The organism is Vibrio spartinae (assembly GCF_024347135.1).
Taxonomy (GTDB): domain Bacteria; phylum Pseudomonadota; class Gammaproteobacteria; order Enterobacterales; family Vibrionaceae; genus Vibrio; species Vibrio spartinae.
Genome location: NZ_AP024907.1, coordinates 1,109,452 through 1,124,000, shown reverse-complemented (window position 1 = coordinate 1,124,000; position 14,549 = coordinate 1,109,452). Strand labels below are relative to the sequence as shown.

Here is a 14,549-nt window from a genome sequence, read left to right as displayed (position 1 = left end):
CCGTTTTAGGATCTGTATTTATCAGCTCTTGGAAAACTATTAATGCACAACTGCGCTTAATAATTTGGCTAATATGTAGTGAATCGACCGCAATTTCCTTACCTTTTAACCATCCAATCGTACCACATACTAGCCCAACCCCAAAAATCATGCCCTTGGGTGTTTACGCCACCAGTAGCAACCAACATCGCGCGCTCGGCTTTGATTCCTACAGGACGCAAAACATCCAATAAGCTCTCTGCGGAGTGCGGTGAATGTGCGAGACCAACACTCAGCCAGCGAACGCTCATTCGTCCCAAACCTTTCTCGCTTCCTGCATTCACCCGTCTGTTTTACTGATCTTTGCCACCACTTTTAGCATTTGCCTATTCAGGTTGGATGCTTCCCAAGCGACCACGATCCGGCTGATCAACGGTATATCCTCAATACTTGCCACAACAGCGGAATCATCCAAATGCTCGGCCAGTGAATACGGGACAATCGCAATGCCCAACCCGGCCTGCGCCATCGCAATCGTTGTACGTAGCTGCGGTGCGGAGAATTGTGGCTCAAGCCGTATGCCGGCATCGGCGAACAGTGTATTCATACCATCAAACAACGCTGGCCCGGTTTCACGCGGAAACAGTAAAATTCGCTGCTCTCGGAGCTGCTTCATCTGGATACGCTTGAATTGCGCTAAGGGATGGCCCGTAGGAATCACCGCCACAAACGGGTCATCAAACAGCGTTAGACGCTCAAAAGATTCACTGGCGTAGCAGGGCAGCCGCATAATCGCAATATCGAGCTGTTTGTTCTTCAATTGCTCAGCCAACTCCGACATCGGCAGTTCCGCCGTCTTCAGGTTGACCCCCTCATTCTGAAGCGCACCCATTTTTTCCAGCACCTGAATGCTGGTTGAAGTGGAAGTTGCGAAGCCAATTTTTACTTCTGTATTTTCACCACGGGCAATCTGCCTGACTTTTGCCATTGCCCGCTCCGCATCAGCAAGAAGACTCATAGCATCGGTATAAAATACTTCCCCGGCCTTGGTCAGCTCGACCCCTCTGGATAAACGCTTAAACAAGTCTACGCCTAGTTCATGTTCCAGCTTTTTAATCTGCTGACTGAGTGGCGGCTGGGCGATCCCGAGTTGCTCAGCCGCTCTTGTAAAATGGCGCGTCTGGGCAACAGCGACGAAATACTTCAGGTAACGGAATTCCATATCTTTTCCATATCAAAATAAATCTTTTTTATATTGGATTTAGTACGGTAAAGAAGTCAATCTAAATATACACTTGATTGCACAACTGGATAAACTCATGCGCGGATTCTATACCCCTCAGTGTGACTGTTCACTCGATATTGCGAAAGAATTTACTGAATATCATCACGTGACCAATGATGGTGAAATTTTTCAGACTTCGTTGATGAGCGCCCTGATTGCCGGCGTTTACGAAGGCTCGACAACCGTGGAACAGTTACTGGAACACGGCGATTTTGGTTTGGGAACATTCAACCAACTGGATGGAGAGCTCATTGCTTTTGATAAGAACGTTTTTCAGCTCAAATCTGATGGCTCAGCCAATCCAGCGGACATGACGCAAAAGACCCCTTTTGCCGTGATGACCTTTTTTAAAGCAAGTGTCGAGCTCCCCCTGACATCACGGATGTCCCGCGAAGCCGTTCATCAACTGATCGATGACATGATCCCAAGTGACAATGTGTTCTGTGCATTACGCATTGATGGCATTTTCGACTTTGTCCGCACCCGTACAGTGCCAAAACAAACCCGCCCCTACCGGCCGATGCTTGAGGTCGTCAAAGAACAACCCACATTCCGTTTCACACAAAGAAAAGGCGTTATCGCCGGATTTCGCAGCCCCAAATACACCACAGGTATCAATGTTCCCGGCTATCACGAACATTTCATAACCGATGACTATCAAGGAGGCGGTCACATTCAAGATTACAGAATTTCATCCGGATTCCTCCAGATCGGCAAAGTGTCACGTCTAGTGATCGACACGCCGGCTTCTACGGAGTTTCTCAAAGCGAATCTGGCTCCGGAAGATATTCGTACCGCCATCGATAAGGCGGAAAAATAACAATGTCAGGCAAAATAATAAGGACTAAACCATGCAATCCAAACCTTCAACCAAAATCGGAGCTCAGTTGATTGCTCAACAACTGGAGTCCCTCGGTATCAAATATATTTTCGGGATACCCGGAGCCAAAATCGATCGGTTGTTTGATGCAATCGAAGACACCCATATTCAAATGGTCCCGGTCCGTCACGAAGCCAACGCTGCCTTTATGGCGGGTGTCGTCGGCCGACTAACGGGCAAAGCCGGTGTGGCTCTGGTGACCTCCGGTCCCGGCTGCGGCAACTTAGTCTCCGGTGTCGCCACCGCAAATTCAGAAGGCGATCCACTGATTGCTATTGGTGGCGCAGTCAAGCGAGCTGACCAACAGAAACAAACCCACCAAAGTATGGATACGGTCAGTATTTTTCGTTCGATCACGAAGTTCAGTGCTGAAATACAACATGTTGACGCTGCCAGTGAAATCATCGCCAATGCATTTCGCATTGCCGAGTCAGGGCGCCCCGGATCTTGCTTCCTCAGCCTCCCTCAGGATATTTTGTCCGAACAGACTCAGACCGACACGATAATTCCTGCTGCGTACGTTCAACCCGGTTGTGCTGATATAACGGCGATTGAAGAAGCCGTTCACCGAATCGGTAAAGCCAAACGCTGCGTCGTTTTGCTCGGCCTCCACGCCAGCCGCAGAGAAAACGCAGCCTCGATTACACGTTTTCTGCAAAAAACGTATTTACCGGTCGTCGGAACCTATCAGGCAGCGGGCACCGTTGATATCAACTACTATCATCACTTTGCCGGTCGCGTCGGTTTATTCAACAATCAGCCCGGTGACATCCTGCTCCGCGATGCAGATCTGATCCTCACCATTGGTTTTAATCCGATAGAATATGATCCCGAGTTATGGAACAGTAAACGCTGTCCGGTAATTCACCTTGACATTGAACCGGCCGAGTATCAGCACAACTACCAACCATGTGTGGAAATCGTCGGCAACATCGCCCAGTCATTGGATCAGATGGCGAATCGTATCTCTGACTATGTCCGCCTCTCTCCGATGGCGCTGTCAGTATTGGAAGATGTGGCTCAGCAACGCCAGATCATCAAGGCCTATCCAACTGTATACAACCAGCAAGGTTTTCATCCACTGACACTCATCAAAACGATGCAATCGATCATTACGCCCGATACCACACTCTGTCTCGACATGGGCAGTTTCCACATCTGGATTGCCCGATACCTGAGTTGTTTCCGCGCTCGTCAGATGCTGGTCTCCAACGGACAACAAACCATGGGCGTGGCACTGCCATGGGCGATTGGCGCCAGTTTGCTGAACCCCGGCAGTAAAGTGGTTTCCGTTTCAGGCGATGGCGGCTTCATGCAATCAAGCATGGAGCTGGAAACGGCTGTCAGGCTGAAATGTAATATTCTTCATATTGTGTGGGTCGACAACGCCTACAATATGGTTGAAATGCAGGAACTGAAAAAATACCAGCGCTTCTCTGGCGTGAAATTCGGCCCGATCGATTTCAAAGCGTATGCCGAATCATTCGGTGCCAAAGGGTTCGCTGTAACCAGCCCACATGAACTGGTTACGACACTGAAACAAGCAATGGACGTTGAAGGCCCGTCGGTCTTAGCCATTCCTGTCGATTACAGCGATAACTACAAACTGATGATGCCGCGTACAGAAAATAACCAAGATCCTGTTTTTACTCATCATTTGGAAGGAGAAATAGCATGAGAGGCTTAAACAATAAAGTTGCCCTCGTCACCGGAGCTGCCAATGGTATTGGTCTGGCTATTGCGAAACGCCTCTACGCAGAAGGGGTTAACATTGCTCTGGCGGACTGGAATGAAGAGCAGCTCGCTCAAGCCGTTGAAGGTTTTGATAAACAACGTGTCTCTGCTCACACCATTGATGTCTCCGATCCAGACAAAGTGGAAGCACTGATTGCCGGTGTGGTCGCCCGTTTCGGAAAACTGGATATTCTGGTGAACAATGCCGGTGTGCATGTTCCGGGGTCTGTCATTGAAGGCAGTGTCGATGACTGGAAGAAAATTTCTTCAGTCAATATTGACGGTGTGGTCTATTGCGCCAAATTTGCCCTACCTGAACTGCTGAAAACCAAAGGCTGCATGATTAATACAGCCTCCGTTTCCGGCTTAGGCGGTGACTGGGGTGCTGCATTCTACTGTGCCAGCAAAGGGGCAGTTGTGAACCTGACTCGCGCGATGGCACTGGATCACGGTGCTGATGGTGTTCGGATCAATGCCGTCTGTCCTAGTCTGGTGAAAACCAACATGACCAACGGCTGGACACAGGATATTCGCGATAAATTCAATGAGCGGATTGCGTTGGGCCGGGCTGCTGAGCCAGAAGAAATTGCGTCTGTGGTCACATTTCTCGCGAGCGATGACGCCTCTTTCATCAATGGTGTAAACCTCCCGGTAGACGGTGGTGCAACCGCATCTGACGGCCAGCCCAAAATCGTGTAAACCTAAAACCGACAGTTCAGTGAAAGACATTACACCTCACTGAACTGTCGTCTACCGACCTCGTCGAAGGCAGAGAACCCCACCTCATAACGCTGCGCCTCCAGTCTTTTTGTCCAGTGCGACTAAACGTGGTCAACATATTCCACGCCGCCGCCGGGCTCTTCGCACAGTCCTGTCCCTACCATGCAGCCTCCTCGTGAACACTTGATTCGAAAACAAACCCCGCGGTTGAATCTGCCACTCAATAACCAAAAGACACAGCATCCGAAAAAACCATAGACTTCCTTGGTTGTTATTCCGTATATAAAACTGGATAATAACAGGATCATTAAAATCACAAGCGGCAAACTATGACCGAATACCTTTTGTTGCTCATCGGCACGGTACTGGTAAATAACTTCGTACTGGTTAAATTTTTGGGCTTATGCCCGTTTATGGGCGTGTCCAAAAAACTGGAAACGGCAATCGGCATGGGCTTGGCCACGACCTTTGTGTTAACTCTGGCGTCGGTTTGTTCCTACTTAGTCGAAAGTTACATTCTCACACCATTGGGAATCGGCTACCTACGCACGATGAGTTTCATTCTGGTGATTGCGGTGGTCGTTCAGTTTACAGAGTTGGTTGTGCATAAAACCAGCCCGACACTTTATCGTCTGTTAGGTATCTTTTTACCTTTAATTACGACCAACTGCGCGGTATTGGGCGTCGCCCTGCTAAACATTAACGAAAATCACAACTTTATCGAGTCGGTCATTTATGGATTCGGTGCTGCGGTCGGCTTTTCTCTGGTCTTGATTCTGTTCGCATCAATGCGTGAGCGAATCAATGTCTCTGATGTCCCGACGCCATTTAAAGGGGCATCCATCGCAATGATTACCGCAGGACTGATGTCGCTTGCTTTTATGGGCTTTACTGGACTGGTTAAACTGTAATGAACGTCATTCTTATTGCCATCATTGCACTGGCTGTGCTCGCTGCGATTTTTGGCGCAATTCTTGGTTATGCATCGATTCGCTTTAAAGTTGAAAGCGATCCGATCGTTGATCAAATTGATTCAATTCTACCGCAAACCCAGTGCGGTCAGTGTGGGTATCCGGGCTGTCGTCCTTACGCACAAGCTATCGCCAACGGTGATGAGGTCAATAAATGCCCTCCCGGAGGTCAGGCGACGATTGAAAAGCTCGCTGATTTGATGGGTGTAGATGTGCCTGAATCTGCCCATGATTTGAGCGATGCGGTCAAGCGTGTCGCTTTTATTCATGAAGATATGTGTATCGGCTGTACCAAATGTATTCAAGCCTGTCCGGTGGATGCGATTGTTGGTGGAACCAAAGCACTCCATACCGTGATTAAAGACGAATGTACTGGCTGCGATCTTTGCGTAGCGCCCTGCCCGACTGATTGTATTGAAATGATCCCGGTTCAGACCACACCTGAAACATGGAAATGGCAAATGAATGCAATTCCTGTCGTCAATGTGACCGACACAAAAACGACCGAAGACGCTTCCTTATCTAACCATAATCACAACTAGAGACTGATATGCTGTCATTAATCGAACAAATTAAATCAGGCCGGTTATGGGATTTCCCGGGGGGTGTCCATCCACCGGAAAATAAACATCAATCCAACCAAACGCCACCAGCGCCAGCAACGCTCCCGGCAGAGTTGGTGCTTCCCCTGAAGCAGCATATCGGAAAACCCGGAGACCTACTGGTATCAGTCGGTGATACCGTCTTAAAAGGACAACCGCTGACTCAATCGATGTCCGTGTTTCATCTGCCCGTGCACGCTCCGACATCCGGCACCGTCACCGCCATCGAGCAGCGGACAACCGCTCATCCTTCCGGTTTACCGGAACTCGCAGTCGTCATCCAACCAGACGGTCAAGAAACATGGTACCAACATAGCGCCTACCCTGATTATCATTTACACGCGCCGGAAGCCTTAATCGACATTATTCGTCAGGCTGGAATCTCGGGTATGGGTGGCGCAGGTTTTCCTACCGCTAAAAAAATCCTTTCCGGACTGGCCCGAACCGACATCTTAATCATCAATGCCGCGGAATGTGAACCTTATATCACCGCAGATGATGTGCTGATGCAGCACTATGCGCGGGAAATTATTCAGGGGATAGCGATCCTCGCCCATATTTTGTCGCCCAAACTCATTATCATTGGTGTCGAAGACAATAAACCGGAAGCAATTCGCGCCCTGGAAACAGCGGCAACCGACACAAACATTGTCATTCGTGTCATCCCGACCAAATACCCGTCCGGGGGAGAAAAACAGCTCATCAAGATCCTGACCAATCTTGAAGTCCCGGCAGACAAGCTGCCGGCTGATATCGGGCTGATGGTGCAAAATATTGGGTCCGTCTATGCAATTCAACGAGCGATTATTCACGGAGAACCTCTGATTCAGCGCGTCGTGACGCTGACAGGGGCGGCATTTGAACACCCCCGTAACGTTTGGGCATTGATAGGCACCCCGATCCGCCACCTGTTGGAAACACACCATTATCACCCCGATAAACGGTTACCTCGCCTGATTATGGGCGGGCCAATGATGGGCTTTACGCTCCCTCATACCGATGTGCCGATCACCAAAACCACTAACTGTATTCTTGCACCGACGCGAAAGGAAATTGCGCCGAACCAGCAAGAAATAGCCTGTATCCGCTGCGGTCAGTGTGCTGACGTTTGTCCCGCATCTTTGCTTCCACAGCAATTACAGTGGCATGCAAAAGCTGAAGAATATGATAAATGCGAAACACTCAACCTAAAAGACTGCATCGAATGTGGCGCATGTGCTTATGTCTGCCCGAGTGAGATACCACTCGTCCAATATTATCGTCAGGCCAAAGCTGAAATCCGAACACGGAGACAAGAAGCCGAAGCGGCTGAACGAGCCAAAATTCGTTTCGAAGAGAAAAAAGCCCGAATGGAACGGGAGAAACAAGAAAGAGAAAATCGCTTCAAAAAAGCGGCGGATAACCGTCGTCAGGCCATGGTGAAAGAAAGTGGCGGACAGGATGCTGTCGCGGCTGCGATTGAACGGGTGAAGTCTAAAAATACCCAGGCGAAATCCGAGGCGAAACCAGCGGTTGCAGCAGCAATTGCCCGAGCCAAAGCGAAACAAGAAGCCGCCCTTCAATCAGGGGCGGATGAACCAGATAATCGTGAAATGATGAAGCTCCGCGAAGCGCGCAAACGTCAAGCCAGAGCACGTCAAGCAGAAAAAGAAGCCGAGCAAAACCCTGACACTTCGGTGGCAACGGAGCAAGACAGCGACGGCACTCAAAAAGCAGCGGTTGCCGCGGCCGTTGCGCGAGCCAAAGCCAGAAAAGCACAGCAGCAGACGCAACCGGCACCGGACGAAACACCATCCGATGCAACCGACTCAGAGCCTGAAGCTGCCGTAACGCCGCAGGATCCGAAAAAAGCAGCGGTTGCCGCAGCCGTTGCGCGAGCCAAAGCCAGAAAAGCGCAGCAGCAGGCGCAACCGGTGCCGGATGAAACACCATCCGATGCAACCGACTCGGAGCCTGAAGCTGCCGTAACGCCGCAGGATCCGAAAAAAGCAGCGGTTGCCGCAGCCGTTGCGCGAGCCAAAGCCAAAAAGGCACAACAACAATCACAATCATCATCCGCGTCTGATTCGGAGGAAAAAGAGTAGTGGCATTTTTTATCGCAAGTTCTCCACACACGCATCAAAAACGTAGCACTTCAGACTTAATGAAGTGGGTTGCGATCGCGGCTTTTCCCGGACTCATCGCACAAACCTATTTCTTTGGTTGGGGCACTTTCATTCAGCTCATTTTCGGTATCATGGTCGCAGTCGGGCTGGAAAGCCTGATCATGAAAATACGTCAGCGCTCTCCCGTCAACGCTCTCAGGGATTACAGTGCATTGGTCACAGCTTGGTTACTCGCGGTTGCAATTCCGCCTTTGGCACCGTGGTGGATTATGGTCATCGGCTTAATTTTTGCCATTGTGATTGCCAAACAGCTTTATGGCGGTCTGGGACAGAATCCGTTTAATCCGGCCATGATTGGCTATGTGGTGTTATTGATCTCTTTCCCTGTCCAGATGACCAGTTGGCTTCCCCCACACTCACTGTCTGCGGAAAGTACCTCATTATCTGATGCTCTTTCGGTTATTTTTAGCGGATTTAATGACCACGGTCTTTCCCTACAACAACTGCGGCTCAGCGTCGATGGTGTCACCATGGCAACCCCGCTCGATGCCATCAAGAATGGGTTTCGGACTGGTCATTCAATGGCTGAAGTTTTAACGCATAAGCAATTCGGTACGATTGCCGGGATTGGCTGGGAATGGGTCAACGTCGCTTATCTGCTCGGCGGCCTGTTACTGATTCGGGTTCGCGTGATCCAATGGCATATCCCGGTTGCTTATCTCACCGGACTGGTTGTCATCAGTAGTCTGTGTCAACTGTTTGGTGTCGAGACAACGACATCGCCATTGATTCATCTCTTTTCCGGAGCCACCATGCTCGGCGCATTTTTTATTGCCACCGACCCAGTGACGGCGTCAACCACCGTCAAAGGCCGCTTGTTCTATGGCGCATTCATCGGTGTGATGATCTTTATTATTCGCAGCTGGGGGGGCTACCCTGACGGAGTTGCTTTCGCGGTCATTCTCGCCAATATGTGTGTACCGTTGATCGACTATTACACACAACCAAGAACCTACGGACACTGAGGGCACGATGCTAACTGCAATACGAAAAAACGGAGTGATCCTCGCTGTTTTTGCCTGTGTATCCACAGGTGTGGTAGCGATCACCCATTACTTGACCCAAAACAAAATAGAGCAACAGGAGCAACAACAACTGCTCACCATTTTGGCTCAAGTCATTCCCCCCCAAACTCACGATAACGTCCTTTCCGGGTCGTGTACTGTCGTAGATATTCCCTATTTAACAGGACAACCGACACTGCATGCCTACATCGCCAAACAAAATGGTGTGCCGACGGGGATAGCGATTGAAACCATTGCTCCTGATGGTTACAACGGTGCGATTAAACTGATTGTCGGGGTGAATAATCAAGGTGTGATCACTGGGACACGCGTTCTTGTTCATCATGAAACCCCGGGTCTCGGAGATAGAATTGATCGCCGTATCAGTGACTGGATCCTGTCGTTTACCGGTCAACAAGTGACCGCTGAAAATGAATCGCAGTGGAAAGTGCGTAAAGATGGCGGTCAGTTCGATCAGTTCACTGGCGCAACCATCACACCAAGAGCTGTGGTCAAAGCCGTCAAGAAAATCACGCAATTTGTTGATCAAAACCGCGAGCAGCTTTATCGTCAACCTTACAATTGTCACGGAGGCCAGTCATGAGCCAATCACAAGTTTTGATGAAAAATGGTTTGTGGAACAATAACCCTGCCTTAGTCCAGTTGCTCGGGTTGTGCCCGCTTCTCGCGGTCTCTTCAACAATCACCAACGCGCTGGGGCTGGGAATTGCCACTCTCGCAGTGCTGGTCAGTTCAAATGTTACCGTTTCTCTGGTCAGAAACCATGTGCCGAAAGAAGTCCGGATTCCCATATTCGTGATGATCATCGCAGCACTGGTGACTTGCGTCCAACTGCTGATGAATGCATTTGCGTTTGGCTTGTACTTGTCATTAGGGATTTTTATTCCGCTCATCGTCACCAACTGTATTATTATTGGTCGCGCTGAAGCATTCGCGTCTAAAAATGATGTGCTACCCTCCGCATTAGATGGATTCTGGATGGGAGCGGGCATGACCTGCGTACTGGTTGTGTTAGGAGCAATCCGAGAGTTACTCGGCAACGGGACACTGTTTAACGGTGCAGACCTTTTACTGGGGGAATGGGCCAAAGTTCTCCGGATCGATGTATTACATCTGGACAATAGCTTTTTGCTCGCCCTACTCCCACCGGGTGCATTTATCTGTGTCGGTTTTTTGATTGCCCTCAAAAGCTGTATTGATAAATATCTGGCGTCTCGGCAGCCCAAACAAACCAAACCACAAATTGAGAGAGCCCGGGTTACGAAAGTGACTCAATAATGATAACAACTGAATGATGACCGTGACATCTCAGTCATACTCATTTCAACTGGAAGCAACAGCGTCATGAATAAGCAAAAGCGGATCGAGATTCTCGAACGATTACGGGAGAATAATCCCAAACCACAAACTGAACTCAATTGGGATACTCCCTTCGAACTCCTGATTGCAGTGCTGCTTTCCGCTCAGGCAACAGATGTCAGCGTCAATAAAGCCACCGATAAGTTATATCCGGTCGCCAATACACCGCAAGCAATTCTGGCGCTGGGTGTCGATGGGTTGAAGAGCTATATCAAAACCATCGGCTTATTTAATTCTAAAGCTGAAAACGTGATTAAAACCTGCCGAATTTTACTTGAAAAGTATCAAGGGGAAGTCCCGGAAAACCGGGAGGCTTTGGAATCACTGCCCGGTGTCGGACGTAAAACCGCCAATGTCGTCCTCAATACGGCTTTCGGCTGGCCAACCATTGCTGTCGATACCCATATCTTCCGCGTGTCCAACCGAACTCGATTTGCCTCAGGAAAAAATGTCGATGAAGTCGAACAAAAGCTCCTGAAAGTGGTGCCTAAAGCGTTCAAAATCGATGTTCACCACTGGCTGATTCTGCACGGCCGCTACACTTGCATCGCCCGTAAACCCCGCTGTGGCAGTTGTATTATTGAAGATCTGTGTGAATATAAACAAAAAACCGAATAACCAAAGAGATGGCGCTATGAATATCTCAGTTATCCCCCCGAAACGACTTTATCAGGAAATCGGTCTGGTTCTTCAACAACGTATCTTTTCCGGAGAATTTGACATCGGTGGACGCTTACCTCCGGAAAGAGATATCGCCGAAGCCATGCAGGTCAGCCGTTCCGTCGTCAGAGAAGCGATTATCATGCTGGAACTGCAAGGATTGGTGGAAGTGCGTAAAGGCTCTGGGGTTTATGTCATTGCTCTCTCTCATCAAGATCCCCCACATCCTCAGCCATCGATGCCCAAAACGCGCTCGGATATCGGACCGTTTGAGCTGTTACAAGCCCGTCAGATCATTGAAAGCCAGATTGCCAGTTTTGCGGCAACAAATCTGACTAAAAATGATTTTTCCACATTGCGCGAAGCCTTGGCTATTGAACGTAAGCAGCTGGAAACCGGTCATGGTGATTATGATGGCGATGAACAATTCCATTTGGCTATTGCTCATGCCTCACAAAATAGTGTGCTATACGATGTTGTCCGGGAGCTTTGGCAACGGCGAGATGAAAGCCCGATGTGGCGTCAGCTTCATGTCCGTATCACCAATGAAAATTATCGGAGTGCCTGGCTGGAAGACCACGAGAAAATCCTGTTTGCCCTACAGAGGCGTTCTCCGGAAGCTGCAAGAGAAGCAATGTGGCAACATCTCGAACATGTCAAACAGACTTTATTTCATTTGTCTGATGCCGACGATCCGCAATTCGACGGGTTTCTTTTCCGGTAAATCAGCGCATTGGTCCGTTCAACGCCCAATTCGCCACAAACATCTTTACCGGAACATGGGTGCCATTTGCGCTTATCGGTCAGGTTCTTTAAACTGATACAATTGCTCATTATCAGGTGGGCAACTCAAAAAATAATATCCAGTCATTTCAGGAGTAAGCAATGTCCAACAATCGAGTTTTACATACTATGTTACGTGTCGGAGATTTAGAACGCTCAATCAAATTTTATACCGACATCATGGGAATGAAATTGCTACGTAAAAATGAAAATGCGGAATACAAATATACACTCGCGTTTGTCGGCTACAGCGATGAGTCAGAAGGTGCAGTCATTGAACTGACTTACAACTGGGGCGTTGAGCAGTATGATTTAGGCAATGCCTACGGACATATTGCTATCGGTGTCGATGATATTTATCAGACCTGTCAGATGATCAAAGATGCAGGCGGTGATGTCACTCGCGAACCGGGTCCGGTAAAAGGAGGCACAACCCATATCGCCTTTATCAAAGACCCGGATGGTTACATGGTGGAATTAATTCAGAATAAACAGGCGGGCGCTGGTCTTCAGGGTTAATCCACTCACAGGAAAAGATTGTTCTCCTCACCAAGACGAACAAGTCAATCATACAACAGGCAGCTCATTACGCTGCCTGTTCTTTTATCTCATGAATTATACTTGTGTCCGGCCTAACGAAATCACCACGCGGCGATTCTTTTCTTTACCAATCGGTGTCATGTCATTGGCAATCACCCGACGTTTACCATACCCTTCGACCTGAATCCGCTTCTCCGGCAGTCCCAGCGATTTGAAATAGTCACGCAGCACTTCTGCGCGTTTCTCCGACAGACTCTGACTCTCATTCTTTGAGCGGGAACCATCGGTATAGGTGGAAACTAAAATCAGATCGATGTCCTGATTATAACGAATATATTCAGCAATCTGCGCCAAACGCTTCTGTGACGCTTTATTCACCTGAACACTGTCTCGATTATAATGCAAAATCGTAAATGAAATATCTTCGAAACTATACGGCAGCAAACGGCTGAGGCAGTTACTAAAGTCATTGAACTTACTGTGGAATAACACCGAAGACAACGAGACCTCAATCATATCATCCCGATCTTGCCACTCCTGATAACTGAATGTCGGATTCCGGCCCTTCTCCAATTCACTGAGTAAATTCCAAGCTAACTGGCCACCGATATAACCGTCAAACTGTTTAAAAAATTTCAAATGCGAGATAGATTTCGCTCTGTCTCCCGGACGCCATGCCGGTGGCATCGACACCAGAGATACGTTGCGGGTTTCCCCCATCGGACGCAGCATCTTCAATTCAAAATCGAGATTCAACTTTTTACTTGCCCGAGAAGAAAACTCAGCATTACCGTAAGACGGGATCGGATGCACAAGCCGGCACTCAAGCGGTGTATCGGACACCATCTCCCATTTTGACTGTTGGGGCGTTGCCACATAATGCTTTTGCATCGCATATCCGACATTCCCCCAGAGACTCAAAATCGTCCCCAAACTGGCAATCAACCCATACTTTATAGACATGCTATTCTCTCAAACATCTGGTTCCTAAACAGACAACCGATGTGGCAACCTCTTGCCACATCATGTTGGAACATGAAAGGAAATGCAAAAACCTCGCCAATCTGCGTGACAATCCATGACTCTCAACATTTTAATCAATATCTGCGGTTTTTATCAGGCGTATAATCTGCAATAATGCCAGCCCTGATATATAGGTTATGGTCAAAATGACGGAAGTAAACAACACACAGCGTTTAAAAAATCGCTTTCGGGGATATCTGCCCGTTGTCATCGATGTCGAGACCGCAGGGTTTAATGCGGAAACAGATGCACTTCTTGAGATTTGTGCAATCACACTCAAGATGGATGATGAAGGACAGCTTCAGCCGGCAACCACGCTCCATTTTCACATCGAACCATTCGAAGGTGCCAATCTGGAAAAAGAAGCACTGGAATTCAATGGCATTCATGACCCATTCAGCCCACTTCGCGGGGCAGTCAGTGAAATGGAAGCCCTGAAAGAAATCTATAAACAGGTGCGGAAAGAACAAAAGGAAGCCGAATGCAGCCGGGCGATCATTGTTGCTCATAATGCAACGTTCGATCATCGCTTCGTCATGGCAGCCAGTGAACGCAGTCATCTCAAACGTGTTCCTTTTCATCCCTTTGCCACATTTGATACCGCGGCTTTAAGCGGTCTGGCCTATGGGCAAACCGTGCTCGCAAAAGCCTGCCGTACCGCTGGGATTTCATTTGATAATAAAGAAGCCCATTCAGCCCTTTATGACACCCAGAAAACAGCGGATCTCTTCTGTGGGATTGTCAATAAATGGCAGGCATTAGGCGGCTGGCCGCTCCCCGATACCACATCGGAAGAAAGCGAATCTTAATTCAAAATACTACA

At 48.8% G+C, this 14,549-nt stretch carries 14 protein-coding genes and 1 pseudogene; 13 read left to right on the top strand and 2 right to left on the bottom strand.

Translation table 11 applies throughout. The features are described from left to right. Positions 1-319 precede the first annotated feature (319 nt). Positions 320-1,201, bottom strand: a complete 882-nt coding sequence (locus tag OCU60_RS05230) for a LysR family transcriptional regulator (RefSeq protein WP_074375008.1) — start codon at positions 1,199-1,201, stop codon at positions 320-322. Between the two features lie 97 nt (positions 1,202-1,298). On the opposite strand from OCU60_RS05230, the gene budA reads away from it, so the two are divergent. The 12 genes from budA (at position 1,299) to gloA (ending at position 12,682) form a co-directional block, all read left to right on the top strand. Next, positions 1,299-2,084: an acetolactate decarboxylase gene (gene budA / locus OCU60_RS05225; protein WP_074375009.1), complete on the top strand. Its 786-nt coding sequence runs from the start codon at positions 1,299-1,301 to the stop codon at positions 2,082-2,084. Positions 2,085-2,115: 31 nt separating this feature from the next. Continuing rightward, complete coding sequence (gene alsS / locus OCU60_RS05220) at positions 2,116-3,822, top strand: acetolactate synthase AlsS (protein WP_074375010.1); 1,707 nt, start codon at positions 2,116-2,118, stop codon at positions 3,820-3,822. After that, on the top strand, positions 3,819-4,577 hold the full coding sequence (locus OCU60_RS05215) for an SDR family NAD(P)-dependent oxidoreductase (protein ID WP_074375011.1): 759 nt from the start codon (positions 3,819-3,821) through the stop codon (positions 4,575-4,577). The genes alsS and OCU60_RS05215 overlap by 4 nt, the downstream gene beginning before the upstream one ends. A 350-nt stretch (positions 4,578-4,927) precedes the next feature. Then, complete coding sequence (rsxA, locus tag OCU60_RS05210; RefSeq protein ID WP_074375012.1) at positions 4,928-5,509, top strand: electron transport complex subunit RsxA; 582 nt, start codon at positions 4,928-4,930, stop codon at positions 5,507-5,509. Next, entirely contained in the window at positions 5,509-6,111 is a 603-nt protein-coding gene (gene rsxB, locus OCU60_RS05205) for an electron transport complex subunit RsxB (RefSeq protein ID WP_074375013.1), read from the top strand. The genes rsxA and rsxB overlap by 1 nt, the downstream gene beginning before the upstream one ends. Before the next feature lie 8 nt (positions 6,112-6,119). Beyond that, positions 6,120-8,255, top strand: a complete 2,136-nt coding sequence (gene rsxC / locus OCU60_RS05200; RefSeq protein WP_074375014.1) for an electron transport complex subunit RsxC — start codon at positions 6,120-6,122, stop codon at positions 8,253-8,255. Beyond that, complete coding sequence (rsxD, locus tag OCU60_RS05195) at positions 8,255-9,301, top strand: electron transport complex subunit RsxD (RefSeq protein WP_074375015.1); 1,047 nt, start codon at positions 8,255-8,257, stop codon at positions 9,299-9,301. The genes rsxC and rsxD overlap by 1 nt, the downstream gene beginning before the upstream one ends. A gap of 7 nt (positions 9,302-9,308) precedes the next feature. Continuing rightward, positions 9,309-9,944 carry an electron transport complex subunit RsxG gene (gene rsxG, locus OCU60_RS05190; RefSeq protein WP_074375016.1) on the top strand — a complete coding sequence of 212 codons (636 nt, stop codon included), beginning with the start codon at positions 9,309-9,311 and terminating at the stop codon, positions 9,942-9,944. Continuing rightward, positions 9,941-10,639 (top strand): electron transport complex subunit E, encoded by a 699-nt coding sequence (locus OCU60_RS05185; protein WP_074375017.1) that lies wholly within the window; start codon positions 9,941-9,943, stop codon positions 10,637-10,639. The genes rsxG and OCU60_RS05185 overlap by 4 nt, the downstream gene beginning before the upstream one ends. Before the next feature lie 66 nt (positions 10,640-10,705). Next, positions 10,706-11,338, top strand: coding sequence for an endonuclease III (gene nth, locus OCU60_RS05180; RefSeq protein WP_074375018.1), 633 nt, complete (start codon positions 10,706-10,708; stop codon positions 11,336-11,338). A gap of 16 nt (positions 11,339-11,354) precedes the next feature. Continuing rightward, on the top strand, positions 11,355-12,104 hold the full coding sequence (locus OCU60_RS05175; RefSeq protein ID WP_074375019.1) for an FCD domain-containing protein: 750 nt from the start codon (positions 11,355-11,357) through the stop codon (positions 12,102-12,104). Between the two features lie 161 nt (positions 12,105-12,265). Continuing rightward, a complete protein-coding gene (gene gloA, locus OCU60_RS05170; RefSeq protein WP_074375020.1) occupies positions 12,266-12,682 on the top strand; it encodes a lactoylglutathione lyase in 417 nt (138 codons plus the stop codon). 96 nt (positions 12,683-12,778) lie between these two features. On the opposite strand, the pseudogene motY reads toward gloA, so the two are convergent. After that, positions 12,779-13,588, bottom strand: a pseudogene (gene motY / locus OCU60_RS05165) (flagellar protein MotY); the annotation flags it as partial. A gap of 284 nt (positions 13,589-13,872) precedes the next feature. Between motY and rnt the strand changes: the two are divergent. Next, complete coding sequence (gene rnt / locus OCU60_RS05160) at positions 13,873-14,535, top strand: ribonuclease T (protein ID WP_074375028.1); 663 nt, start codon at positions 13,873-13,875, stop codon at positions 14,533-14,535. Positions 14,536-14,549: the final 14 nt, after the last annotated feature.

Bases quoted from the DNA above. Each gene is read 5' to 3' on its own strand.
- OCU60_RS05230 (WP_074375008.1), bottom strand. From the start codon at position 1,201: ATGGAATTCCGTTACCTGAAGTATTTCGTCGCTGTTGCCCAGACGCGC.
- budA (WP_074375009.1), top strand. From the start codon at position 1,299: ATGCGCGGATTCTATACCCCTCAGTGTGACTGTTCACTCGATATTGCG.
- alsS (WP_074375010.1), top strand. From the start codon at position 2,116: ATGCAATCCAAACCTTCAACCAAAATCGGAGCTCAGTTGATTGCTCAA.
- OCU60_RS05215 (WP_074375011.1), top strand. From the start codon at position 3,819: ATGAGAGGCTTAAACAATAAAGTTGCCCTCGTCACCGGAGCTGCCAAT.
- rsxA (WP_074375012.1), top strand. From the start codon at position 4,928: ATGACCGAATACCTTTTGTTGCTCATCGGCACGGTACTGGTAAATAAC.
- rsxB (WP_074375013.1), top strand. From the start codon at position 5,509: ATGAACGTCATTCTTATTGCCATCATTGCACTGGCTGTGCTCGCTGCG.
- rsxC (WP_074375014.1), top strand. From the start codon at position 6,120: ATGCTGTCATTAATCGAACAAATTAAATCAGGCCGGTTATGGGATTTC.
- rsxG (WP_074375016.1), top strand. From the start codon at position 9,309: ATGCTAACTGCAATACGAAAAAACGGAGTGATCCTCGCTGTTTTTGCC.
- OCU60_RS05185 (WP_074375017.1), top strand. From the start codon at position 9,941: ATGAGCCAATCACAAGTTTTGATGAAAAATGGTTTGTGGAACAATAAC.
- nth (WP_074375018.1), top strand. From the start codon at position 10,706: ATGAATAAGCAAAAGCGGATCGAGATTCTCGAACGATTACGGGAGAAT.
- OCU60_RS05175 (WP_074375019.1), top strand. From the start codon at position 11,355: ATGAATATCTCAGTTATCCCCCCGAAACGACTTTATCAGGAAATCGGT.
- gloA (WP_074375020.1), top strand. From the start codon at position 12,266: ATGTCCAACAATCGAGTTTTACATACTATGTTACGTGTCGGAGATTTA.
- rnt (WP_074375028.1), top strand. From the start codon at position 13,873: ATGACGGAAGTAAACAACACACAGCGTTTAAAAAATCGCTTTCGGGGA.